Genomic DNA, 24,773 nt, shown 5'->3' on the forward strand with positions numbered 1-24,773 from the left:
TTACATAAAGATTTGAACATTCTCAAATCATAATGTTAAGTGAACGACACAGTTACGGCCATCGCGCTTAGCCGTATACAAGGCATTATCTGCCCGAATAAACATATCTTCGTCGCTGTCATCCTTTATCGAGGCTGTCACACCGAAACTGGCGGTCACATTTCCTACCTCAGGAAAATCCGTCTCTTCAATGATTATTCGTATTTTTTCAGCAAGCTTTATCGCACCATCGATGGAGGTTTCGGGACAGATAAGCAGAAACTCTTCACCGCCCCATCGACCCACCAGATCATTCTTGCGCACATTCAGAGCCAAGAGCTGTCCCATCTCGATCAGGACCTTGTCACCCACCTTATGGCCAAACTTATCATTGACCTGTTTAAAGTGATCGACATCGAGCAAGATCATGGCAAACTGACGTTCATATCGATTGAAGCGATCAAATTCATGGCTGAATAGATCATCGAGTCTACGACGGTTATTGAGTCCGGTGAGCGTGTCGGTGACTGACAAACGTTCGATCTCCTTTTTATCTGTAATATCGTGACTTACAGATGTAAAACCTGTGATTTTCCCATTAAAGTCAAAGTCTGGGGTAATGACATGATTAAGCCAGAAACTGCTACCATTCTTAGCTTTATCTTTGATCTCCCCATGCCATGTCTTGCCCTGCAAAATTGTCCGCCAGATATCCTCATGGGTTTCGGCTGGGGTATCCGGGTGTTTGACAATGTTGTGTCTCTTTCCCTTCATCTCTTCGGCCGAAAAACCATACACCTCACTCAAGGCAGCACTGGTAGACAAGATATGCCCCGCTCTGTCTGTCGATGATGTGATGACATATCGATTGATTATCTCGGCATAATTCTTAATCTTAAAATACGCATCACTCAGTTTGCTCTGCAATCTGGCTGGAATTATAGCCACTAAGCCCGACAGAACCAATGATACCAGCAGCACGGTAAGTGCGGTAAGCCCCGCAGTTAACATGTTATTTTTCTTGAATTTAGCGAGCAGACTCTTTCGCGGAACGGCCATAACAAACGCTTCATCGTCGTTCATGAGTATCTCACTTATCGAGAAAGTAAAATGATCTCCTTCACGGGTATCTTTTAGCTCTAAAACAGAACTTCCGAACTCAGGAAACTGCGTGAATACGTTAGGACGGTCTGGCAGGTATCGACTCCAGGCCAATACATATGAAGGATGAAGAATAAACTCCCCATCCTTATCTATGATATAGACATCAAAATCGGATGATGCGCCGAGTGTGGACAGGAGAGTATCGATTGAGATGTTCGCAACAATCAAACCCGAAAACTGGTTTTGTGAAAATACCGGAGTCGCAATACGAAATGTGGGACGAATAGGCATCTCAATCTGGCCGTGTTCCATATTCAAGTCAAAGTGTGAATGCCAATATGCTCCCTCAGATAAGTGGGCAGCCTCTCTGAAATAATATCTCTCTTTCTTATTCTGTAATTTCTCCTCGGCGACAATGACTGGCATATCCTCACCTTTAGTTCGATCGACTCTAACGGCCTCCATTCCCGATGACTCGATGAAACGCAGTTGCATAAATGAATCATTAGACACTGTGGCGGCAAGCAGAAGGTGATTAAGGTTATAGCGTGCATCGGAACTGTTACTGCTTAAATACTTGAGAGTTAACTCGCTAGTCGCGATAGCCCCGACAACATTCTCTGCGTGCTGCATAAATTCATTAAGCAGCTCATATTTAACGGCCTTTTCTGCGGCCACTTTTTCACGGATCTCACTCTCAATATTGGTATATTGAATGTTGTAGTTAATCAAAGAGGTGATAACCGCAACTAAGGTACCAAACAGCAGGAAAAAAAGCGTAAAGATCCAATAATACCGTCTTCGTATTATTGAGGTGGAAGAATTTGAACTACCCAAAGTACCTTTCATATCAAGCCCTTTTACCGCTTAGTGTCATGATTTTAACCCCTTACAATAATTAGGCCTACTTTTAGTATGGATAAATATTCGATAATTGGAAGTAAATAAGCCGTTGCCTGACCGCTCTTAAGTATGACTCCCCTCTCTTAATCTTAAAAAGTCTGAAGAAGCGTCACATTTGTAATAATAACCCAGTTTTACGCCAACGCCCCCAGCAAACACAGTTCCCCTTACATCTCAATAACTTGCACAAGACCCCGTCTCAATCACAGCTCTCATTATTCATGTTTTGCGAGAATTATCACAACAGAACAGTAGCAAAAACCGTAAATTAACAACATTAATAGAGTAAATACTCTAACCGAGTAGAACTAGCAAATGTCGATCGATACTACACCTCCCCCTCATTTATGTAAGGCAGGTGTAAACAAGCCGACTGACACCCGTTTGTTGGAACAGTTTCTAAATAAGGGGAAAATGATGGGCACGTTTAAGACTCTTGAAATTAAAGAAAGCGTATTTGAAAACAACAATATTCAGGCTGATTTGCTAAGAGACGAGTTGAAAGAGGAGAAAGTATTTCTACTCAACCTTATGTCGTCACCTGGCTCGGGTAAAACCACCACCTTAGTGAGAACCATCGAAACGCTCAAAGATGAAATGAACATTGGCATCATGGAAGCCGATATCGATTCAGATGTCGATGCCCACACCATAGCCCAAACCGGTACCCGAGTGATACAACTACACACTGGCGGCATGTGCCACCTCGACGCCGATATGACCAGGCAGGGGCTAAATGGATTAAACACCGACAACCTGGATTTAGCCATATTGGAGAATGTAGGCAACTTAGTCTGCCCTGCCGAATTTGATACGGGCGCAGCTAAGAATGCCATGATCCTGAGTGTGCCAGAGGGGGATGATAAACCCCTTAAGTACCCATTGATGTTCTCGATAGTGGATGTGTTGCTGATTAACAAAATCGATGCCATCGACTTTTTTGACTTCGATCTCGACGCGGTAAAGCAGCGCGCCAGAAAGCTGAACCCAAATATCACTATTATCCCTATCTCGGCTAAAACCGGTGAAGGCATTGCAGAGTGGACCGATTGGCTGCGCAAGCAGGCCAAAGCGTGGAATCAAACATAACTGAAATCTATTGCAACTCGTATCAAGTGCAACTCATATCAAGTGCGGTAGAGATCTAGCATCAGTCAATCGCCATTTATTGTTGGAGCCATAAGCATGGTTAAAGAAAAAGTATTAGACCTCGCCAATAAGATCAGCCGAACCAAGCGAGGTTCAAGGAATGAAATTAAGCAAGGCGATCCCGAATACCTCATCCTGGAGCCTATCGTTACCGAACCCATGGCCGAAGTGGCGTTATGCTTAGCCTTGCGTAAGCCCCTTAGCGCGCAAGAGGTCGCTTCTGTATGCGGAAAATCGGAAGAGGAGACCGCCAAGCTTCTTTGGCAGGTCGCCATGGTCGGCGCCGCCTTTGTCAACGAGATCGATGGCGTCGATAAATACTGGATAGATGTCTGGGTACCCGGTCATATGGAGATGATCGTCAATAACAAAGAGTTGATCCAAAAATTCCCGCAACTCGGCGCCGCCTTCGATGCCTTTGGCAAGAAAAAGGGCCCACTCGCCGCGGGTAATATTCCCGTGGGCTCGGGACCTATGCGGGTGATCCCCATTCAAACAGCCATCGATGGCGAGACCCGCAGCGCCTCCTATGAAGAGGTATCCAAATACCTGAATAACAATAGCCTGTTCTCACTATCCGATTGCGCCTGCCGCACATCGAGAGAGGCCATGGGTGAAGGCTGTGGTCACCTCAAAGAAGATATGTGCATCCAGATGGGACACGCCGCCGAATACTATATTCGCACAGGCCGAGGTAAAAAGATCACTCGGGAAGACGCGTTCGAGGTGATCAAAAAAGCCGAAGAAAATGGCTTGATGCATAGCATGCCAAACTTCGATGGCTCCGGGGAGACCCATGCCATCTGTAATTGCTGCGGTTGTGGTTGTTTCGCGCTCCGCCTTGCCAGCATGTGGCAAAACCCGGATATGGTCCGCTCCAACTATGTGGTAAAAATCGATGCAGAGCAGTGCGTGGCTTGCGGCGAGTGTGTCGAGGTTTGTCCCACTAATGCACTTAAGTTAGGTCAAAAATTGTGTTCGACATCACCGACTAAAACGGCAAACAGAGATCTTCCCCACGATACCCACTGGGGACCGGATAAGTGGAATCCCAATTACCGCACCAATAAGCAAGTCGTACTTGAAGCCGGAACCAGCCCTTGTAAGGCTGAATGTCCAGCCCATATCGGTATTCAGGGCTATATCAAATTGGCGGCTCAGGGAAAATACCGTGAAGCCCTCGAGCTGATCAAGCGAGAAAACCCCTTCCCCGCAGTATGTGGCCGGATCTGTCCTAAAAAATGCGAGTCCGACTGTACACGGGGAGACATTGATCATCCGGTTGCTATCGATGAGATAAAGAAGTTTATTGCCCAGCAAGATCTCGATGCCAAAACCCGTTTTATTCCCGAAATTAAGCATAGCCATGACAAAAAAATTGCCATTATTGGCAGTGGACCAGCGGGACTTTCCTGCGCATATTTTCTGGCGATTGAAGGATACCAGGTCACCGTATTTGAAAAACAAACTGCACTCGGAGGCATGTTAACCTTAGGGATCCCCTCTTATCGACTCGAGAAAGAGGTCATCAATGCCGAAATAGAGGTATTAAGAGCCTTAGGTGTCACCTTTAGATGTGGCGTCGAAGTGGGCAAAGATATCAGTCTGAGCGAGTTAAGAGGCCAGGATTACCGGGCATTCTATCTCGCTATCGGGGCGCAAGCAGGCAGACGCTTAGGTCTTATTGGTGAAGATGCCATTGGTGTATCGACCGGGGTGGATTTTCTTCGTCAGGTCAATCTGGGCGAAACAGATAATCTGGATGGTAAGGTCGTTGTTATCGGCGGCGGCAATGTTGCCATCGATGTCGCCAGAACGGCGACGCGTGTCGGCGCCAGCAGCGTCGATCTCTTTACCCTCGAAAGCTTGGATCAGATGCCTGCCCATGTCGAAGAAGTTGAAGAGGCGCTCAGTGAGGATATTTCCGTCAACAACTCCTGGGGGCCAACACGTATCATCACCCATGATGGAAAAGTGACTGGCGTCGCATTCGCCAAGTGTCTGTCAGTATTTGATGAACAGGGCAAATTCGCTCCCCGCTTCGATGAAAAGACCACCACACTGGTGGAGGCCGATCATGTGTTGATCTCCGTCGGACAGGCTATGGACTGGGGCAACTTGCTTACAGGCAGTCGCCTGGAGTTGAATCCCAACCTAACTGTTCAGGCCGATCCAGATACCTTCCAGACCCATGAAGCGGACATTTTTGTCGGCGGAGATGTGTTAACCGGACCTCAGTTTGCTATCGATGCTATCGCTCATGGCAAAGAAGGCGCCATCTCTATCCATCGCTATGTTCAGCACGGTCAGAGTCTGGTACTGGGCCGTATTAAGCGTGATTATCGTTCATTCGACAAAGATAAGCTGAATCTCGATGGCTTCGATAACGCGCCGAGACAGGCACTGGATCATGTTGACGGTAAGGAGTCTAAGCAAACCTTCAGAGATCTGCGCGGCACCTTTACTCAGGAGCAGGTACAGCAGGAAACCGAGCGTTGTCTTGGATGCGGTGTTGCCGTTGCCGATGAGTTTATGTGTATCGGCTGTGGTGCCTGCACGACGAAGTGCCAATTCGATGCAATTTCTTTGGTCAGAGCCTATGACGCCGATGGCGCCGACCTTCGCACGGTAAAAAAAGTCATCATAAAACACGCACTGAAACGTAAAGTCAAAATTGCGGTCAATGCGCCCATCAAGCGCATTAAAGCCCTGATGACTGACTAGAGATCTGCAACGGTCGGGTCATGAAACCATGTCCCGGCCGTTACAGTCGATCGTTTTCCCTCAAGAAAGGAGGCAGATATGCACGAACTAGGCGTTGTCATTGGAGTCGTTAAAAAAGTCATTCAAGTGGCAGAGAGTAATCAATTGCAGAGTGTCGATACCATAGTGCTGCAAATCGGCCAGCTGTCATCCATGATCCCCACCTATATCCAAACCTGCTATCCGGCGGCGGTCGATGGCACAATGCTCGAGAAGACTAAGTTAGAAATTGAGATTTTACCCGCCAATGCACTCTGTAAAGCTTGCCATCAGGTGTTTAATATCATTGAAAATCGTTCACAATGTCCGCACTGCGACAGTGATGAGTGGGGATTGCTCAGCGGCAAAGAGTTTATCATCAAGGAGATCATCGCTCAGTAATGTCTCACTTGGAAAGAGCGAGTTACGCTCTGTCCCTTATTCAATTACACTTTAAATATCAAACTGATGGAAAAACGACAAACAAGAAGGACACTATTTATCTAAGGTGATGATGTTCTTACGCTCGATGCTGCACTCGTAAGAGCCCATTTCAAACTCTCTGCAGATCCAGGGACGATTTTCGTAAATGGTACATAACAGGGTGTCGCGATCGGCCGCGATGCACAAACCGTCATCCAAGCGAGCCATAACGTCACCATTGAACTCATCCGAGACTATATATTCAGACGGCACACCCGTATCAGAGATAATCATCACTTCGAGGCGGCAACAACAAGCCTGGCAAGTTGAACAGGTCATTTGGGGATCGGGTAAATTTGTTACTTCAATAGTCATAAAGCTCAATAGTCAGAAATAGCGTCGCAATAATCGATGGGTATAATACCCTAAAGGAAGGACAATCAATAAATATATAATGGCCCCACAGCGTAAAAAAGCGCACCGGATGCCGGTGCGCATTGCGTTTGAGCATTAGTGTCAAAGCAGGATCTGAGGAGTGCTTACCCCGTGATCAGCTATGAATGATTTAACCCTTGATTGTGTAGTCCCCTTTGGTCGATAGGGTCACTGTGATCGGTGAGTTAGTTTTATTCTTCCAATACCAGCCGTGAGAACCGGCGAAAGGCGTGGTGAGCGAGCCCTTCATCTTATCAGAGGTGGTGATGGAGAAACTCTCGAAATAGCCTGTGGTATCGCCCTTGGGCTCACCATGAAAATCGAAATACAGCGCTTCGCCCTCCGTACTCCACTCATACTCTAAGTGAACAAACTCGTCCATCAGCAACTTATACTCAAGCCCTTTGCCAGCCGGAATATCAATCTTGACGGTATCGCTTCTCACCCCCGCCGTTTGACGCATCTTTGCTATCTCTGCCACAGAGGGCGCATTGGCAAGTGTTGCGCCCTGTTCGAAGGCGATAACTGTCTCCTCCTTTTGGGCCGTTCCGGTACTTGCATCAGTGCTTATAGCAGGTTCAGCAGATAAAGAGGCTGCCTGTGCCAGAGAGGTTAAACCTGACATCTGACCTATGCCGGTCGGATCGATGTTGTATTCGGCAGGTAAAATCGCCGTGACGAACACCACGGCGGCGATAACCGTTGCCCCGATGCTCGCCTTGATTAAGGTCGCCGTCGAATGAACCGGGATCCCGTTGACTCGCTCACTGTTTGCATTTGTGTTTGACTCTTTACTCGTGTTTGTATTCATATTGCTCTTTGTCATGTTAATTCCTTCGGCCCATAGATGAGCTCATATTCGTTCTGTTAGCCTCTGGCCAACAGTTTGATTTAGTGCCTTTTAGTAAGCGTGTTAACCGGTAAAATAGCCCGTTAACTGAAAGCCCACCAGCATCATGCCAGCGCTCATCAACAGGGTATTTGCCGCAGTAGAAAACTGCAGGTAACTCCTGTGACGACGCCAGAAACTCATCAGGATAAGGACCACACCCAGCGCCAGGAATTGACCTATCTCCACTCCGACATTAAACGCCAGAATATTGGGTACCAGCCCCTCTTGAGGAAGGTTAAACTCTTGAATTTTGGTGGCTAAGCCAAAACCATGGAAGAGTCCAAAGATCATCACGGCCAGCTTAGTATTGGGCTGAAAGCCAAATATTCGCTTGAAACCACCTAAGTTATCGAAACCTTTATAGACAATCGAGAAGCCGATGATGGCATCGATAAGGTAGGCGTTGATCTGAATATCACTGAGAACACCAAATAGCAGAGTGATGCTGTGCCCTAAGGTAAACAGGCTGACATACAGCAATACATCTTTGCTTCTGAAGAGGAAAAAGATCACCCCCACAAGAAACAGCAGATGATCGTATCCCGTCACCATATGCTTGGCACCAATATAGATAAAGGGCAGAATCGATACCCCTTCATTCAGGATTAAAAACTGCTTGGTATCCTCATCGACCCCGTGGGCCGATAGGGAAAACGAAGCAAATACTCCTAAGAAAACCACCAATAAACTCACCATTAATTTCATGGTGTGGGCCAAAGACTGGCTCATTACACATACTCCAAAACGTCGGTTTTCATCCAGAAAATTGAGGACTAAACCGTAAAATACAGGACAGCTGTCAGCGATAAAGCGGCCTTAAACATGTCCATATAATTTGCTATGGCGAGCGCCTTTCAATACAAATAAAGTCCACCATAAAGTGACTGCTGAGTATGAAAGAGAAGGCTCGCTAAAAAGAGTAGATGCTAAGTGTGCGGAGGGGGAATCGGTGGTGCGTAACGTAAGTTAAGGTAAGAAATATCGTCATCGACAAGCGTTTCAGACTGGAAAAAGCTCGTCATAAAAACAGCCTCTACCGGCGGATGCGACGGGGTATGAGAATGGTTCGCGTGTTCATGCTCCGCTTCCAAAGGCTCAGAGACTGGCTCTGAAAAAAAGTCCAAAACGGGCTCGGTGGCATTGAAGGCTGTATTCTCATGACCATGGACCAGAGTATCACCAGATGAACCTGAGCTTTCACTTACGCCATGAACATGATGATGATTCACATCGATGCCCATAGGGTGCTCGCCATCGGAATATTGAACAGAAAAAGCGGAGCCCGTCGCTAAAATCTGACACATCAAGACCACCAGCAAGATAGCCAGTGTTAACTTAGAATGCACTTTTTCTCTTGAATTCACTGCAGGCGAATTCACTGTGTGCAAGGATGTGAGAGTTTTAGTATGAAACAGGTCTAACTCCAATTAGTGCTTTCCTTTTGGGAAGCATGAGTCAATAACGAACAGTTCGAGAGCATTCGCATTAAGCATCGGCCCAAAGCATTAAATCAGATCTCCACCGAAACATCCAGCGGCTGCAACAGGCTGGGATCAAGTATCTCTATTCATCCCTCTGTTAATTCCACCTTTTACTCCTTAGCACTGGCGTAACAAAACTTCACTCAAAACCCGACAATTGTCCTGAAAATAATGCCTGCGACAAAGTAGCATCGGAGTTAATCAAATGTTTTCTAAAGTCACAATTTTCTAAAAGACCATTTTTAAAAACTTCATCAATTTAAAGCAAATGAAAAAGGGGTCAACAGTGAAACATAAAGTAGTAAAAAGCCTGATATCGGCAGCCATTCTAGCTGCACTAGCCGGTTGTAGTGACAGTGATAACACCGCCGTAGAGGAGGTCTGCGGTGAAGCTAACTGTATAAAGTTCACCGTACTACACACAAACGATAATCACGGGCGTTTTTGGGAAAACAAACATGGCGAGTATGGCATGGCCGCCCGTAAGACATTAGTTGAACGGATCCGCAGCCAGGTTTCTTCAAATGGTGGCGAAACAATCTTACTCTCTGGCGGAGATATCAATACCGGGGTTCCCGAGTCAGATCTACAAGACGCGGAGCCAGATTTTCGGGGGATGAATCTCATAGGTTACGATGCGATGGCGGTAGGTAATCATGAATTTGACAACTCGCTCTCAGTGGTGGAACAGCAAAGAAGGTGGTCTGATTTTCCTTGGCTCGCTGCAAATATTTATAAAAAAGAACTCAATGAGGAGGGAGATGAATCTCTGGTTCGCTATTTCGATGCCTATAAAATTTTCGACATAAATGGCCTTAAAGTGGCTGTTATTGGTCTTACAACAGAAGATACCGCCACTATAGGTAACCCGGATATAGTCGGTGATCTCACCTTTACCGATCCTAAAGATGAGATCAAAAAAGTCATCGCCGAGATTGAGCAAAATAATGCGGCCGATGTTATTTTTGCAACGACACACATGGGACACTATGCCGATGGACAGAGTGGCAGTAATGCTCCCGGTGATGTAGCTCTGGCCAGAGCGTTATCAGAGGGGCAACTGCAAGCTGTTTTCGGTGGTCACTCACAAAACCCTGTGTGCATGGAATCCGGCACGAATGACTATGCCGACTTCCAACCCGGAGATGAATGTATTCCCGATCAGCAAAACGGAACGCATATCATGCAGGCATATGAATGGGGCAAATATGTAGGCCAAGCAAATTTTGAGTTCTATGGTGGCAAACTTCATCTGGCAAGTTACCAATTAATCCCGGTAAATTTAAAAATCAGAGACGAGAACGGCGATCGTGTTTTGGTCGGCGATGAGATTAAGCCCGATCTTTATGTCAAAGCTTTCCTTAAGCCTTTCAAAGAGGAGGGAGAGGAGCTACTCGATGAGAAAATTGCCTTCACACAAGATACATTGGCTCGCGGAGAAAGTGACAGACAGATTGAGCTTGGACACCTTATCGCTCGCTCAAATCGTGCTCTGGTCAATGCCGATTTCGCGGTAATGAATTCCGGCGGTATTCGTGCATCTATCGAAGCCGGCGATATTACTTACCGTGACGTATTAACGGTACAACCCTTCGGCAATACCATCACCTTAAGTGAGTTCACGGGAGCTGAGGTTACCGATTACCTCAATGTTGTTGCCACTAAACAGGTCGGCTCCGGCGGATATGCTCAACTGTCAGGCATCAAGATGACCGTAGATTGTCAGGCGCAACGGGTCGATATCAGCGATATCAACGGTAAGGGGTTCAGTAATGATGCAACCTACACCTTCACCGTACCCAGCTACAGTGCTTCCGGTGGAGACAGCTACCCTAAACTCTCTCCTGTGGATCTTGGGATCACAGATGAAAAAGCACTAAAAGACTTCCTTGCTGAAAAGGAGATCATATCCAGTGGGGAGTTCGCTCCGGTGCCGGGAGATATCGTTTACCAAAATTCCGAGAGTGTCACAGGTTGCAAAATTTCAGAATAATTGAGGTTTTATACCATTTCGAGTAAGTCTCTAAACTGACCGGATACTTACATGGGATGGTATTTTTGTACTACCCCTATTTTTGCCACCTTAACGGTGGCATTTTTTTTAATGTTAGAGGCGGAGCAATTGAGTCGCCATTAGTGCGCTTTAAAACAAAAAAAGCACACTAGTAGCTGTTAATCAATCCCTTATCGCCGTTTCCAGTGCCAATACCATCATCTGATTGAAGGTTGTCTGCCTCTCAAGCACACTCATCTCGCCACCTTTGATGACATGATCAGAGACTGTAACGATACTCAGAGCCTGCACACGGTTCTCTGCAGCAATGGCAAACAGTGCCGCAGATTCCATATCCATCGCCAAAATATTCATTTTCTGTAATGCCGGAAGTAGATTGTCAGGATCACCATAAAAGAAGTCGTTGGTAAAGATACCGCCGAACCTCACCTTAGTATGAAGCTCATCAGCAGTTTGCCAGCAGCTTTTTAGCAACTCGAAATCGGGAACGGAAGCGTAATCATAACCGGCAAACCTTGCCCTGTTAGTTCCAGACCCCGTCGAGGCCGCATTAACAACAATAATATCTCTAAGGTTAATGTCTTCGGCCACCCCACCGCAGCTCCCTACCCTGATAAGCTTCTTAGCGCTGTATTCATGGATCAATTCATGAGCATAGATAGAGACGGAAGGGATCCCCATGCCATGGCCCATCACACTGATCCTAACCCCTTTGTAGAAGCCGGTGAAAGCGAGCATATTTCTTACATCACTCACTTGCCTGGCATCCTCTAAATAGTTCTCTGCTATATACTTAGCCCGTAAGGGATCGCCCGGCATGAGTACAATTTCAGCAATATCATTTAAGCTTGCATTGATATGTGGAGTCACGGTTACACCTCTATTCTATGAGTTAGGAGTTTTGAGTTTTGAGTTTTGAGTTATGAATTATGAATTATCACGCATCAAATCGATGACTTGCTCAGAAGACCTGAGGGTTATCTCGACCAAATTATTTTTATCTTATCGATAACGCTATCCAGTTCTCAGGACATTTGTCTGGGTGTAATTGGATTGGCTATGATTAAATAACAGGGTTAGCTGGATATGGGCAATGTTGAGGTATAGATGGATTCGGTCAACTCATTAGCACAACAAGGTTTTAAAATATTTTGTAGGGAAATTGAGCTACGAGCTCTTAAAGCTAAGGTATTCTACCCTTGCGAGTATCTGCTTCATCAGGGGCAGGAGATCCTTGAACTCTTTTGGGTTGAGTCTGGTAAGTTCACCATAGATTATACGGCTAACAACGGACGAATCTATAATCTGGGGCTCAACGTCGTCGAACATCACCTTTTCGGTGAAGTAGAATACTTAACCTCGAGTCCATGCCAATTCAATGTAAAAGCAAGTGAAATTGTACAGACAAAAGTATTACCCGCGAAATTAATGACCGAGATACTTCAGGTCGACCCAAGTGTTGGAATATGGATGAGTCAGGCCCTCTCCAGCCGTTATCAGGCCGGAATGACGATGACGATGAACCGCTTTCTTCATCCTCTTATCTATAATATTGCCTGGGATTTTCAGCAACGCTTTATAGGGGCAAAGCCTGCAGTTAGCTTTTCTCACGTTTACAAAGAAGCCGAACGTTTCGGCTGCTCAGAGCGTGTATACAGCCGAGTTGTGAATCAACTGCTTGATATGGCACTCATTAAGAAGGTTGATAATCAACTACATGTTAAAGACATTGAGGCACTGACCGCCTTTTTGTCGATGAACCAAAATAATAATTAGACAAAATTCTCACAATAGATTTAATCACCCCTGCCAGGATATCCATGGACTCCATATAAGGTTCCGTACACGTTAGTCCACCACCTCACACGACGGGGTCATATCAACCAGAGAGCTCGCGACTCCAGGCTCGTAGCCCGAAAACCATACTTTCATTGACCATAGCGAGTCGCTTCGAAGCTGTTAAGCAGACGATGGACAAGGTAGCACGCCAACAGAGTCGCTACGATGGCAAATAGAATACTGCTGACCCGATATAGCGCACTGAAGAAGAAATCGTTATCCGGCGTCAGATATTGTCCAAACAGAATACCCAATGTGGTGAGCGCACCGAAACCGACACCAGAGCCCCCTCCCTCCTTGGCGTGGGTATAGCTAAACAGCATTAAGCCTATCCATAATACCGGTAGAACTAATACCAGCTCTCCCGACCAGTTGTACAGGAGAAGCAAACCTATCAGGCCGACAGCCACACCTAAGATGGTGCCCATGGCGCGCTTTCTTGCATATCCCAGGGTTCCGTTCCAATGCATAGGAAATAGCAGGAGCACGCTTGTGGCTTGAGCCGACATCGAGTCACTTAAATTAAACACCTGAAACATAAGAAACGATAGGGTCGCAATAGTGGCGCCCATCAGCATTTCATGGCGAGTCTGATTACGTGCTTTTGGCTGAGGCTTAGGTTCTGGCACAAGTCGAGCTTTAGCCTGATCTATGGTCGCTGTGTCGTTGCTAGCACTGGTGCTAGTATCGTTTTCTATACAGGGGATCAGCGCCGTCATTGCGAAGGCGATCATCACACTTAAGATACTCGCACCGAGATTAGTGAAAATCAGCTCGTTGAGATCGGTGCCGGGGTAACTGGCAAAGTTCAGCATGATACTTAAACTCAACGCACCGTTGGCACCAAATAGAAACAGACTCCCCTTGGACATGCAGGCAAATTTATATAAAAACAGCAAGAAAACGATGATAGACATCTGCACGGGGTGACCGCCAAAGAAGCCGCCTAATATCCCCACCTCCAGCCCACACACAAGCGCCGAAGCCAGGCACTGCCTTGCGGCATGGCCAGTCATTTTAGGTATCATCCCCAAGAGTAATATAGGGGTTACCGTAAAGAAAACGCCGTAATTCCAGTTAAAAAATTTGCACAGGAAAAAGCCGATGCTCGCCCCCGTCGCAATACGAAGACATTGGCGAATGTCATTTTCAGACAGCGTGTGATGCCATAATTTCATCATCTCTCTCCCGGAATACTGATAAATGTAAGAAATGAGCCCATCGAGTCCCCCCTTATCTTAAGAGTCTCTCTAAAGGGCCTGAACAAGGCGCATCTGAGAATGAGTCATGGACTATTTTGAGCCGATAGAAGGCTGCAGCCAGAGTGAGTTAACCCACGGTTCTGGAATAGACTGCAACCAAATAACAGGAATTTAAAATGGGTACGCTAGTAGATATAGTGCAGGTAACTCAGCAGGCTAATTTGAACTCTTGCAAGCAGACCAAAAACGGCATTATCTGGCAGTAGCTGAACCGTGGCTTGCGCCCCGGATGGCAACATGTCCGGATAGGGCACATCTAAATTCAGGTGCAAGCGCATGCGCTGCGCATCACGAACCCATCGATTCGATTCTGTGGGGGTTGCAAGCTGCCCATTTGCATCAAACTGACCGACACTCACCCCCGCATCCATACTTGCAATAAGGGCCGGGTAGAGTCGTCCGGGTTCACCATCAAACGCGACCAGGGCTCGGCTGCCATTTGTTGCTCGTCTTGAGCTCTTCTCACGAAAATCGGCAATGATATCGATCTTTGATGAGACCAACGCAAGCAGAGGTTGTCCGGCGCTGGCGTAGGCTCCGGCTTGAAGTTGAAGGTTAGTCACAGTGCCATCTTGCTCGGCTCTGACCTGAGTGTAAGAAAGATTTAACTTAGCTTGTTTTAGCTGATTTAACGCAACGCGAAGATTAACGTTATTTTCATCGAGTTCGCCGCGGCGTACCGTTAACTCTTTCAGGCGGGCCTTGCTTGCCAGCAGGTTCGCTTTCGCAGCCGTAGCATCACTTTCCAGGCTGTCTTTTTGCTGCTGTGAGACACCGTGACGGTCGAAAAGAGAGTTAACCCGCTTGGCATCGGCTTGCTTCTGTAACGCTATGATACTAATCGCTTTCACATCAGCCTCAGCCGCTGCTAAAGACGCATCCAGCTCTTCATTGGATTTTCGCGTCTGCTCCAGGTTCAGCGCCGCCTTCTCTACGTTAAGCTGGTACGGAGTAGGATCAATATAAAACAGGACATCCCCTTTGCGTACCAATTGATTATTTTTAACATGGATTGCGACGATAGGCCCATTAACTCTAGGGGCAACTTTAGTCACATCCCTGATTGCCATCGCCTGTTGAGTCAATGGCATATTAAAATCGGCTAAAATAAAATACGAAAAAATCATCACAAAAAATAACATTGATATTTTTATCCAGCGTGCAAATTTTTGATCTGGTGTCATCTAATTCCTCCCCTAATGGTTATGCGAATTGCATTAATGTCTAGTCGTGTTCACTTTCATTTAATTGTGCTAACGCATTGTGAGCAATCAGCTCGACGGTGCGTTTAAATTGGCTAAGTTCCTCTTTGCTGATCCCGGCCATCAAATCTCGGCGGATCTGTAAAATACGCGCTTCCACCTTTTCGATCATGGCCTTACCTTCATCGGTCAGGCTTACAATTCGCACACGCTTATCTGTTTCACTGCAGTTACGAACGATCAAGTTTTGCTCTTCTAATTGATTTAGTGTGCGCATCAAGGATGCCAGTTCGATTTCCAGAGCTTTTGCCAACGCCTTTTGACTCACGTTGTCATTGAGATTTTGCAACTTCCACAGTGCCGTCCACCGCGGATGAGTGAGCCCTAACGGAGCCAGCTCCTTATCGGCTACGTTTCGCCATAAGCGAGCGACCCGCCTCAACTGCTCGGCGAGCGATAACTCCTTAAGAATTTTTATATCATCAACCATAAACGCCTCAATTTAGTTAGCATGCTAAGCATTGTATATTACTTCGCGCGCTAAGTAAATATCAAGAGCATGTCTTGCCCATGCCCACTCGATACTTGTGCAAATACCGCAGGAGGGTAAGCAAGGCTTACAGAGGCTCCCGGCAGCCTGAATTCGGGATGTTTATTCGCCATTTAAATGCGAAGTTAGCGCTTCGAGGTTGCAATAAATATCGGTTACGCCATAGTGAGCCTGCAAATACGTTTATATGTCGGAGATGAAGATACAATGAGCCAAACGAATCTACTTTTGTTATGTGGTGGTGGTGGAGATGAACACGCAATTTCCCTGCTATCGGCAAACTTTTTTGAAACTTCACTCGCCGACATAGCTGGGTTTAATGTGTTACGGGTCGAACTGGATGCCGATGGACATTATCACACCAAAGATGGCGATATTTGCGAACTGACCAACCGCAAGCAGATAAGATTCGAAGATGAAAGCAAACGCCCCTGGCCCGTTGATTACGTGATCCCTTGCATTCATGGCTATCCCGGAGAAACCGGTGATATTCAATCCTATTTTGAACTGATCAACCTGCCCTATTTTGGCTGTGATTCAGAGGCCAGCAGAAACTGTTTCAATAAGGTCACGGCTAAGATGTGGTTCAGTGCGCTTGGCATTCCTAACACCCCCTATATCTTTCTTAACGAATTTAATGACGATGCCATCACTCAAACCGAGCAAGCATTAGAGACCTGGGGCTCAGTGTTTATCAAAGCCGCGTCTCAAGGGTCATCGGTGGGCTGTTATCGTGTCGACAGCAAGGAGGCGCTGGCGAGCTCATTGAAGGAAGCCTTTTCCTACTCGCCTTATGTTGTGGTCGAAAAAACCATTCACGCTCGCGAGCTCGAAGTCGCCGCCTATGAGCTGGACGGTGAGATTGTTGCAACAAAGCCAGGCGAAATCATCTGTGCCAGCAATACCTTTTATACCTTCGATGAAAAATATGCCGCAGACAGTCAGGCAGAGACCAAGGTAGAAGCCGATATCAGTGATGAGTTAAGTCAACAGATCCGCGAATATGCCGTTAGGGTATTTAAAGGGATGAAACTCAGCCATCTCTCCCGCATCGACTTTTTCCTGACCGATGAGAATGAAATTCTCCTCAATGAAATTAATACCTTCCCGGGACTTACACCTATCTCGATGTTCCCTAAGATGCTGCAAAATCATGGTGATGATTTTACAGAATACTTATATTCAAATATTAAGTTACAACTGATCTAGCCTACCGATTTTAAAGACAAAAAAGCCAGACCGAGTCTGGCTTTTTTAGCTCTATTGAGAGCCAATACTCTAACAAGTATGGGCTTAGATAGAGAGGATCACACTGGCGATGGCCGCACTCATCAAGTTTGCAAATACGCCCGCCGCGATGGCGCGGAAACCATTCTTAGCGATAAACTCACGACGCTCGGGGACTATGCTGCCCAAACCACCGATCAGAACCGCCATGGTACCGATATTGGCAAAACCGCATAGCGCAAATGTAACCACAGCTTTTGAATGAGCACTTAGCTGATCTTCAATACTCATCAGATTGATAAATGCGACAAATTCATTGACGACTATCTTCTGACCAATCAAGGAGCCGGCTGTAATAGCTTCACTCCATGGGATCCCCAGTAACCAAGCCATAGGCGAAAGCATGTAACCTAAGATGAGCTCAAAACTCAACTCATAGCCAAACCAAGCACCGACCGAAGCTAACATGCCATTAAGCAATGCAATCACACTGACAAAGGCCAACAGCGTTGCACCGATAGCAACCGCAATACGCAGACCCGACATGGCGCCATCGGCTAACGCTTCAATCACGTTGGTCGCTTTAGGCAACTCAACAGAGGTGATCTCATCAGCCTGAATATCTTCTTTCGATGGCGGCATTAGAATCTTGGCCATCAATAAGCCTGCCGGTGCAGACATAAAGGCCGCAGCGATGAGATAATTGAGCTCAACGCCGATAGAAGCGTAGCCCACTAAAGTGCCGCCGGCGACAGAAGCCAGGCCACAACACATAACGGCGAAGAACTGTGAATCACTCATCCCCTTGAGGTACGGCTTAATGACCAGTGGAGCTTCAACCATACCAACGAATATGTTTGCCGTTGCCGACAGAGATTCTGCGCGACCCGTGCCCAATAGACGTTGCAGACCCCCGCCAATAAAGTTAATAACCACAGGCATAAAACCAATATGGTAAAGTGCCGAGATCATGGCAGAGAAGAAGATGATGATCCCTAAAACATTAATGGCGAATACGAAACCAAGCTTGCCGCTGGCAAGATCCCCAAACAGGAAGTTGATCCCCACATTACCATATTCAATCACACCGGAAACGATACCGGTTATAGCTTCAAGCGCAGACTTACCCGCTGGAATATAGAGAACTAAAAGGGCAAAAAATATCTGTAAACCAAGGGCTAAAAACACAGTGCGGTAGGGAATATTCTTCCTGTCTACAGACAGTAGCCAAGCAAAAAATAAAATACTAACAATACCTAATAAGGCGGTCATAACGGGCCTATTTCTTCAAACATAAGGAGGAAGCCGCGCATTGTAGGCAGATAAATATGGAGCGCAAGTTGGGTTAGTTAAGGAGTTGTGAGATAAAGCGGTCAAAACATCAACACCGAAATAAGCCATTGTTAAATTTGGAGTTTATTTATAAGATCTAAAGATTATTTCCATATGGAAATAATCTTTTATTAACTGGAAAAAGTCTTGCGGTGTTAACGATGCCTCAGCCATGGCGCTAAGTTACGATCCCAGTAAGCTGGCTGACCAAAATGCGTGCGAAGAAACTCTATGATCACTCTAAACTTGGCGGGCAGATGCTTACGTTTAGGGTAAACCGCATACACAGGCAGTTTTTGTTCTGTCTGCCAATCGGGCAAGAGTGGGATGAGTTTGCCCTGTTGAAACTCATCGGTAAGCAGGTAGGTAGCAAGATGCCCTATTCCGTGGCCGGATATAACACGATCCCGCACCGCTTCGGAGAGATCGATGCGAAAATTACCATTCACCTGCACATCCACCAGTTCATCCCCTTTAGTAAACGTCCATCTATCGTAACTGCGACTCTTACTGTGGTAGATAACACAGTTGTGATCCACAAGCTCCTCAGGATGGCCTGGGACACCATGGCTAAACAGGTATTCAGGGGAGGCGACTAAAACAAACCCTGTGTGTGCCAATCGCTGAGCGATATAGCCATCATGAATTTTCTCTTGGTTAGTGATCCAGATATCTAAGGACTCTCTTACCATGTCGGTAGTATGGTCAAACAAGCTCAGTTCAAAAACAAGTTCTGGGTACTTCTGTTGAAGGATCTCAAGTGCGGGAATAATATGTAAGGTACCAAAGGATTGCGGCAAGCCTAACTTAACCGTGCCAGCAATATCATCTCTGGCATCGAGCATATTAGCGTCAGCATCGTGCATCACATCGAACATCTGCTCACAGTATTGAGCAAATCGTTTACCGGCATCTGTAAAGGTTAGGGTTCGCGTTGTTCGCAGCACAAGTTGCAGGTTAAGTTCAGCTTCAAGCACACCAAGCTGTTTGCTCACATAAGAGGTTGAGGTATTTAACTGTTTTGCAGCTAAAGTGAAGCTACCTGTCATTACCAGTGTATGGAAAATAATCATTTGACTGGCACGCTGTTGCATTATGGGGGGTCTCCGACTAAAAAGTGCTGTTGACGCAGGTATTGCGCGACATCTTATAGAGCCTGAAGCCAATTAACCAGAAGCGTTCATTGAACCATTCAACCCGGCGCCATTCCTCTTACACAACAAGAGAGAAGTTTAAATTTTAACTCCGTACTCGAGGTAGAGGCGACTCATATAGCCGTCCCGATACATAGACTTAAGGGCATTTTCTAACGCTAAAGTGTGTTCACGCGGCATATCTTTATTACACGCCATCGCGCGCAGAGAAGTATAGAAGATCAGTTCGGGCACACCAAAATTTATCGCCTGTTTCTGCATCTGTTCCTGGGCGCTGACAAGCTCTGCCGCCCAAAGCTCTATCCTTGCTCGTTTAAGCTTACGTAAATTTTGTGCACTGACCGATGCCAGCTCCACATCATAACCTAAGTCTGTTAAGTACTCACCGATACCACTGCCCAGAAAACTGCCAATTTTATAGGGCTTTGCATCGCTTAAACTGGTCAGCGGAATAGTTTGATTGCTGCGGCTGAAAAGCCCGTACCTTGAAACTAACACCGGGCTTATCCAGTGAAAGTGGGCCTCTCGCTCCTGACTTCTTGCGACCGGCAACACACAGTGACCAGGCATTCGCTCTGTAGTGACAATAGCCCTTTTCAAAGGAATAAACCTGAGCTTATAGTCGAGTGAGGTTCGTGAGAACATCTCTTTAAGCATGTCGACTAATAAGCCTTGATGAGTTTTACCTACTTTGACCGCGAATGGAGACTCTTCATAGGTTAACACCTCAATGGTCTCGGCCCGCACACTCAAGCTGATTAATAAACTCAACCCTATAGCACTCAGCCATTGGAGACTCACATAATCGCTATTTCCAAACATTGATCGCCTCCTCATAAGAAAGTGTCTTTCCCACTTGAGTCGCGGATATTTCGCGCTTAGGCGCCCCGGGAGCCTTCAGCCAGAACTCCCTCTTCGAGATTGGATTTAATTTGGGGGCGCACTTCATATCAGCCCTTTCTCCAATTTGCTTCAACTTTTTGTCCACCGCAGCGGCAAAGTTATCCATCCCTTTTTGTACCGTCACCTTGCCCTCGATGATCTGTGAAATATAGTGCCACCAGAAATTGGCCAAACCCGGATAGTCGGGAACATTGGTTCCCGTAGGCGTCCATACATCTCTGCCTCGACTACGATAGAATTCGACCAAGCCACCCAGATAAGGCGCTCTTTGCGTCATCACATCAGATTCAATATCTGACAGGCGAATTGGGGTTAATCCTACTAAGGTTTTTTTAAGTGATACGGTTTTAGACACGACAAATTGGGCATAGAGCCATGCAGCCTGCTGTCTCTCCAACGGGGTATTTTTTAACAGGGTCCATGCGCCGGTATCCTGATAACCCGACTTCATCCCATCTTGCCAATATTTTCCCACCGGAGAAGGTGCGACGCGCCACTTCGGCGTGCCATCGGGATTCATCACCGGCAAGCCAGGCTTAGTGAGATCGGCGACAAATGCCGTATACCAAAATATCTGCTGGGCGATGAGTCCTTTACCCGGCCACTCTCCGGCCTGAGTGAAGTTAAGCTCGATAGACTCCTCAGGCGCAAAACGATGTAACCAATAGATAAATTTGTCGACCGCATATACGGAAGCGGGGCCATTTAAGGCGCCACCTCGTTCGACACTCGCCCCTACCGGACGGCAATGCTCGACTCTGATCCCCCACTCATCCACCGGCAGTCCATTAGGCAGCCCCTTATCTCCCACTCCCGCCATAGAGAGCCAGGCATCAGACATTCGCCAGCCCAGTGATGGATCTGTTTTTGCGTAATCCATATGGCCATAGATCCGTTTCCCATCGATCTCTTTAACATCGTCACTGAAAAACTCGGCGATATCTTCATAGGCTTGCCAATTCTGGGGAACCCCAAGCTCATAACCATATCGTAATTTAAAGCGCTGCTTAAAATCTTCCCGGTTAAACCAATCGTGTCTGTACCAGTAGAGGTTAGCAAACTGCTGATCCGGTAGTTGATATAGCTTGCCATCGGGCCCGGTGGTGAATTTTAGCCCGATGAAATCGTTAAGATCCAATGTGGGAAGAGTGACTACCGCACCCTCGTTCTTCATAAAGTCAGATAGGGGGAGGACGGCGTTAGATCTAAAATGGGTGCCTATAAGGTCGCTGTCATTGATGTAGGCATCGTAGAGATTCTGTTGGGTGAATATCTGCGCCGAGAGTTTATTGATGACATCATCTTCACCGGTTAATTCATGCACCACATGAATACCGGTTATTTCAAAAAAGGCTTTGGCAAGAACACTGGCTTCATACCCGTGGGTGGCTATCCGCTCCGACACCACCCGGATCTGTAAGCCGAAATAGGGCTTACTGGCCTCGACAAACCAGTTCATCTCCTGCATCTGCTCGGCTTGAGTCAGGGTTGATGGTTGAAACTCATTGGTGACCCAATACTCTGCGGACTTTAACTGAGGATCGAACAGCGCGTGTACATCCAAGCTTAACCATGCAATGGACAGTAAAAGGAGAGTGAAAAGTTTATTCTGTCGGATATCGGACACTCGCGTACTCCACTGATTGTTAAAACTAACACCAAACCTTATAACTATGGATTAACAGTTATATTTCTGTCAATCAAAGCAGAATATTTAACGGCTTTCCCCCACTCAATAAACCCTCTATGATGGGAATGTGTCTGCTTATCCGAAATAACCAGACTACAAACTTACACCTCTCATCGGCTTTTTTCAGGGGCAACAGATTCCAAATAATGAAAGGTCAACGGTTCCCGAACATTCAGCTTAAGTTTATAAAATGGTAACAGATTGAAAAATTTTGACTTTAACCTGCTAAGCGTACTCGAAGTTCTACTGGAGGAGCAAAGTGTCACCGCGGCGGCTGCCAGACTTCATTTGAGTCAATCGGCGGTAAGTAAACAGCTCGCCAGATTGAGACTCACCTTCGACGACCCACTCTTTGAAAGAACGGCTTATGGGTTAAGACCCACCCCTAAGGCGATGCTACTGGCCCCGGATCTGCGCCAGATACTCAACCAAATTGCCCAACTCACGCGACCACACGAATTTGAACCTGAGTTAAGCCAGAGAAAGTTCAGGCTCAATATTGTTGAAACGGCTTACTCGTTAACCTATCCGCATTTTATGCCTGCGCTGTTGCAACAAGCGCCCGGTATTAAACTGAATAGTCAAACCTGGCACACCGAAAGTATGGATAAGCTACTTCGCTGTGAAATTGATCTGGGGATCGCCTGCCGGGAGTGGGATAATCGTTCACTGTTGCACATGAATAATATTCCCGACGATCTTAACTACGTGGAGCTACTGCGTGATCACCCGGTCTGTCTGGTCAGTAGTAAGCACCCGTTACTTAATGAGCCTTGGAATTTAGCGACCTTTCTCAAATACCGTCACCTTCAGGTTACTTTTGGTGGTTTTGAACATTGGTTACTCGATGATGTACTTAATCTGGAACATCAGAAGCGAGATATTGCGGTAAATTTAACTGATTTTCACAGCGCTATGCACCTATGCGAAAATAGTGAGTTACTGCTCTGTTGCCCGGCCAAATACGCTGCCCAGATGAGCCATCAATTTTCGCTGACGACCTTAGATATTCCCCTGGAACTGGTACCCGGTGCTTATGTGCTACTTTGGCACAAACATTTTGATCTCGACCCAAGCCATCGCTGGCTTAGAGAGATGATCATTGAATCGGTGCAGCAAGTCCACCCAGTCTAGGGCGCTAGGCATACATTATGACCTAGCGGTAAGTTCAGTGAAGCGCAACTAATAAAAAAGCCTGACTTTAATATTAAAGTCAGGCTATTAGATTTTATTGCATCTTTTTAAGTCGCCTTGTTCTTGGCCGACTGGAACAAGCCTCTTTACTTATCTGATGTTTTGGAGAGAATCCAAATAGAGGCCGCAGCAACCACAGCAAATCCCGCTAATATAATGACAGGCATGGCGCTGTAGCCAAGCACATGCCAAATAACATTCTCTAATGTACTCATATAGGCTCCTTATTGCCAACCGTCAACTTTGTGCATATCTGGCAGTTTATGCGCGATACCTTTATGGCAATCCACACAAGTATTGTCACCACTGGCAAGGGCTGTAGAGTGCTGCCTTACACTGCGTGGGCTCTGCTCTGAGAAGTCCATATAATCAAAGTTATGACAGTTACGACACTCTAAAGAGTCGTTCTTTTTCAGTCTTGCCCACTCCCTTTCGGCTAAATGAGCGCGTCGCTCCTTGAACTTCTCTGGTGTGTTAATGGTTTGAGTAACAAAATATGCAAACAGCTCTTTAGAAGCCTGAACCTTACGCACGATTTTATCCGTCCAAGCATGAGGTACGTGGCAATCTGAACAGATAGCACGAACACCAGAGCGGTTTGCGTAGTGAATAGTTTCTTGAATTTCTGCCACAATTGGCGCGTGACATCCAGAACAAAACTCTTCAGTGTTTGTCGCTTCCATACCTGTGTTAAATGCACCCCAGAAAATGAGTCCACCTGCAAAGCCCATAAATAGAACGATACCTACGGCGGCTTTACTGGGCCGCCTCAATATGGTCCAGAAGCCTTTTAAGGCGTTAATAATCCATTTCATATTATTACCTGCCTATTTTGTTATTGCAGTGATTTAACACGTTCGAAGGAGTTACCCACTAACGGTTTAGCATCTGCTTGTGTCACGTGGCACTGCAGGCAAAAGTATCGTCTAGGAGAAACATCAGCCAACACTTCATCGTTTCGATTAGTAAAGTGAGTCACACTGATTTTAGTGGCCCCCATCTGCTTGGCATTTTTCCAGCCATGGCATGATAAACACTTATTAGCATTAAGAGAGACTTCATAGCTTCTGATGTGATGCGGGATCAGTGGTGGCTGAAAGACATAACTGCTTTCAATATCCACCTGATCTCGCGGTACTTTCTTCATAGGATCTGCCACTCTTGTGGCTTCTAACTCAGCAGTGCCACGTAAAGACTCAACACCACCGATGCCCCGTTCCTCACTGACAGCAAAACCACTGATCAGAGTTAAGGTAATGCTCAACGTCAATAAAATTGATTTTTTCATCGTAACCCTG

Annotated in this window: 23 protein-coding genes; 7 read left to right on the forward strand and 16 right to left on the reverse strand. The window is 46.4% G+C overall.

Going from position 1 to position 24,773, the window contains the following annotated elements; all coding sequences use genetic code 11:
• Nucleotides 1–27 precede the first annotated feature (27 nt).
• Nucleotides 28–1,932: a diguanylate cyclase gene (locus EKG38_RS15680; protein ID WP_126521176.1), complete on the reverse strand. Its 1,905-nt coding sequence runs from the start codon at nucleotides 1,930–1,932 to the stop codon at nucleotides 28–30.
• Between the two features lie 369 nt (nucleotides 1,933–2,301).
• Here EKG38_RS15680 and hypB point away from each other — a divergent pair, with 369 nt between their 5' ends.
• The 3 genes from hypB (at nucleotide 2,302) to EKG38_RS15695 (ending at nucleotide 6,279) form a co-directional block, all read left to right on the forward strand.
• Nucleotides 2,302–3,075 carry a hydrogenase nickel incorporation protein HypB gene (gene hypB, locus EKG38_RS15685; protein ID WP_246033185.1) on the forward strand — a complete coding sequence of 258 codons (774 nt, stop codon included), beginning with the start codon at nucleotides 2,302–2,304 and terminating at the stop codon, nucleotides 3,073–3,075.
• A gap of 96 nt (nucleotides 3,076–3,171) precedes the next feature.
• Complete coding sequence (locus tag EKG38_RS15690) at nucleotides 3,172–5,859, forward strand: FAD-dependent oxidoreductase (RefSeq protein ID WP_126521177.1); 2,688 nt, start codon at nucleotides 3,172–3,174, stop codon at nucleotides 5,857–5,859.
• A gap of 78 nt (nucleotides 5,860–5,937) precedes the next feature.
• Nucleotides 5,938–6,279: a hydrogenase maturation nickel metallochaperone HypA/HybF gene (locus EKG38_RS15695; RefSeq protein ID WP_012142277.1), complete on the forward strand. Its 342-nt coding sequence runs from the start codon at nucleotides 5,938–5,940 to the stop codon at nucleotides 6,277–6,279.
• 93 nt (nucleotides 6,280–6,372) lie between these two features.
• Here EKG38_RS15695 and EKG38_RS15700 read toward each other — a convergent pair whose 3' ends face one another.
• From EKG38_RS15700 to EKG38_RS15715, 4 genes are all read right to left on the reverse strand, one after another.
• On the reverse strand, nucleotides 6,373–6,675 hold the full coding sequence (locus EKG38_RS15700) for a YkgJ family cysteine cluster protein (RefSeq protein ID WP_126521178.1): 303 nt from the start codon (nucleotides 6,673–6,675) through the stop codon (nucleotides 6,373–6,375).
• A 190-nt stretch (nucleotides 6,676–6,865) separates the two neighbouring features.
• Nucleotides 6,866–7,561, reverse strand: a complete 696-nt coding sequence (locus EKG38_RS15705; protein ID WP_126521179.1) for a hypothetical protein — start codon at nucleotides 7,559–7,561, stop codon at nucleotides 6,866–6,868.
• A gap of 87 nt (nucleotides 7,562–7,648) precedes the next feature.
• Complete coding sequence (locus EKG38_RS15710; RefSeq protein ID WP_126521180.1) at nucleotides 7,649–8,356, reverse strand: HupE/UreJ family protein; 708 nt, start codon at nucleotides 8,354–8,356, stop codon at nucleotides 7,649–7,651.
• A 197-nt stretch (nucleotides 8,357–8,553) separates the two neighbouring features.
• Nucleotides 8,554–8,973: a hypothetical protein gene (locus EKG38_RS15715; RefSeq protein WP_126521181.1), complete on the reverse strand. Its 420-nt coding sequence runs from the start codon at nucleotides 8,971–8,973 to the stop codon at nucleotides 8,554–8,556.
• 421 nt (nucleotides 8,974–9,394) lie between these two features.
• Between EKG38_RS15715 and ushA the strand changes: the two genes are divergently transcribed.
• Nucleotides 9,395–11,101, forward strand: coding sequence for a bifunctional UDP-sugar hydrolase/5'-nucleotidase UshA (ushA, locus tag EKG38_RS15720; RefSeq protein WP_126521182.1), 1,707 nt, complete (start codon nucleotides 9,395–9,397; stop codon nucleotides 11,099–11,101).
• Nucleotides 11,102–11,284: 183 nt separating this feature from the next.
• Here ushA and deoD read toward each other — a convergent pair whose 3' ends face one another.
• Nucleotides 11,285–11,992: a purine-nucleoside phosphorylase gene (gene deoD, locus EKG38_RS15725; protein ID WP_126521183.1), complete on the reverse strand. Its 708-nt coding sequence runs from the start codon at nucleotides 11,990–11,992 to the stop codon at nucleotides 11,285–11,287.
• A gap of 237 nt (nucleotides 11,993–12,229) precedes the next feature.
• On the opposite strand from deoD, the gene EKG38_RS15730 reads away from it, so the two are divergent.
• Nucleotides 12,230–12,898, forward strand: a complete 669-nt coding sequence (locus EKG38_RS15730; protein ID WP_126521184.1) for a Crp/Fnr family transcriptional regulator — start codon at nucleotides 12,230–12,232, stop codon at nucleotides 12,896–12,898.
• Between the two features lie 152 nt (nucleotides 12,899–13,050).
• Here EKG38_RS15730 and EKG38_RS15735 read toward each other — a convergent pair whose 3' ends face one another.
• The 3 genes from EKG38_RS15735 to slyA all read right to left on the reverse strand — a co-directional run bounded on the left by EKG38_RS15735 (nucleotide 13,051) and on the right by slyA (nucleotide 15,915).
• Complete coding sequence (locus EKG38_RS15735; RefSeq protein WP_126521252.1) at nucleotides 13,051–14,139, reverse strand: DUF2955 domain-containing protein; 1,089 nt, start codon at nucleotides 14,137–14,139, stop codon at nucleotides 13,051–13,053.
• Nucleotides 14,140–14,348: 209 nt separating this feature from the next.
• Nucleotides 14,349–15,407 (reverse strand): HlyD family secretion protein, encoded by a 1,059-nt coding sequence (locus EKG38_RS15740; RefSeq protein WP_126521185.1) that lies wholly within the window; start codon nucleotides 15,405–15,407, stop codon nucleotides 14,349–14,351.
• Nucleotides 15,408–15,447: 40 nt separating this feature from the next.
• Nucleotides 15,448–15,915, reverse strand: a complete 468-nt coding sequence (gene slyA / locus EKG38_RS15745; protein ID WP_126521186.1) for a transcriptional regulator SlyA — start codon at nucleotides 15,913–15,915, stop codon at nucleotides 15,448–15,450.
• Nucleotides 15,916–16,182: 267 nt separating this feature from the next.
• On the opposite strand from slyA, the gene EKG38_RS15750 reads away from it, so the two are divergent.
• Entirely contained in the window at nucleotides 16,183–17,184 is a 1,002-nt protein-coding gene (locus tag EKG38_RS15750; protein ID WP_126521187.1) for a D-alanine--D-alanine ligase, read from the forward strand.
• An 84-nt stretch (nucleotides 17,185–17,268) separates the two neighbouring features.
• On the opposite strand, the gene EKG38_RS15755 is transcribed toward EKG38_RS15750, so the two are convergent.
• From EKG38_RS15755 to EKG38_RS15770, 4 genes are all read right to left on the reverse strand, one after another.
• Nucleotides 17,269–18,474, reverse strand: coding sequence for a NupC/NupG family nucleoside CNT transporter (locus EKG38_RS15755; RefSeq protein ID WP_126521188.1), 1,206 nt, complete (start codon nucleotides 18,472–18,474; stop codon nucleotides 17,269–17,271).
• 215 nt (nucleotides 18,475–18,689) lie between these two features.
• Entirely contained in the window at nucleotides 18,690–19,631 is a 942-nt protein-coding gene (locus EKG38_RS15760) for a LysR family transcriptional regulator (protein ID WP_185826882.1), read from the reverse strand.
• Nucleotides 19,632–19,766: 135 nt separating this feature from the next.
• On the reverse strand, nucleotides 19,767–20,510 hold the full coding sequence (locus EKG38_RS15765) for a substrate-binding periplasmic protein (RefSeq protein ID WP_126521190.1): 744 nt from the start codon (nucleotides 20,508–20,510) through the stop codon (nucleotides 19,767–19,769).
• The gene (locus EKG38_RS15770) at nucleotides 20,497–22,218 is read right to left on the reverse strand and encodes an ABC transporter substrate-binding protein (RefSeq protein WP_126521191.1); all 1,722 of its coding nucleotides are present in this window, start codon (nucleotides 22,216–22,218) and stop codon (nucleotides 20,497–20,499) included. Before EKG38_RS15770 ends, EKG38_RS15765 begins: the two co-directional genes overlap by 14 nt.
• A gap of 264 nt (nucleotides 22,219–22,482) precedes the next feature.
• On the opposite strand from EKG38_RS15770, the gene EKG38_RS15775 reads away from it, so the two are divergent.
• Entirely contained in the window at nucleotides 22,483–23,415 is a 933-nt protein-coding gene (locus tag EKG38_RS15775) for a LysR family transcriptional regulator (protein WP_126521192.1), read from the forward strand.
• A gap of 146 nt (nucleotides 23,416–23,561) precedes the next feature.
• Here EKG38_RS15775 and EKG38_RS15780 read toward each other — a convergent pair whose 3' ends face one another.
• From EKG38_RS15780 to EKG38_RS15790, 3 genes are read right to left on the reverse strand one after another with little or no spacing between them, the layout of a single operon-like run.
• Nucleotides 23,562–23,690 (reverse strand): TIGR02808 family protein, encoded by a 129-nt coding sequence (locus EKG38_RS15780; RefSeq protein WP_012142262.1) that lies wholly within the window; start codon nucleotides 23,688–23,690, stop codon nucleotides 23,562–23,564.
• Nucleotides 23,691–23,699: 9 nt separating this feature from the next.
• On the reverse strand, nucleotides 23,700–24,290 hold the full coding sequence (locus EKG38_RS15785) for a NapC/NirT family cytochrome c (protein ID WP_126521193.1): 591 nt from the start codon (nucleotides 24,288–24,290) through the stop codon (nucleotides 23,700–23,702).
• A gap of 20 nt (nucleotides 24,291–24,310) precedes the next feature.
• The gene (locus EKG38_RS15790; RefSeq protein WP_126521194.1) at nucleotides 24,311–24,763 is read right to left on the reverse strand and encodes a nitrate reductase cytochrome c-type subunit; all 453 of its coding nucleotides are present in this window, start codon (nucleotides 24,761–24,763) and stop codon (nucleotides 24,311–24,313) included.
• Between the last annotated feature and the right edge of the window lie 10 nt (nucleotides 24,764–24,773).

The sequence above is a fragment of the Shewanella canadensis genome (assembly GCF_003966225.1).
GTDB lineage: Bacteria > Pseudomonadota > Gammaproteobacteria > Enterobacterales > Shewanellaceae > Shewanella > Shewanella canadensis.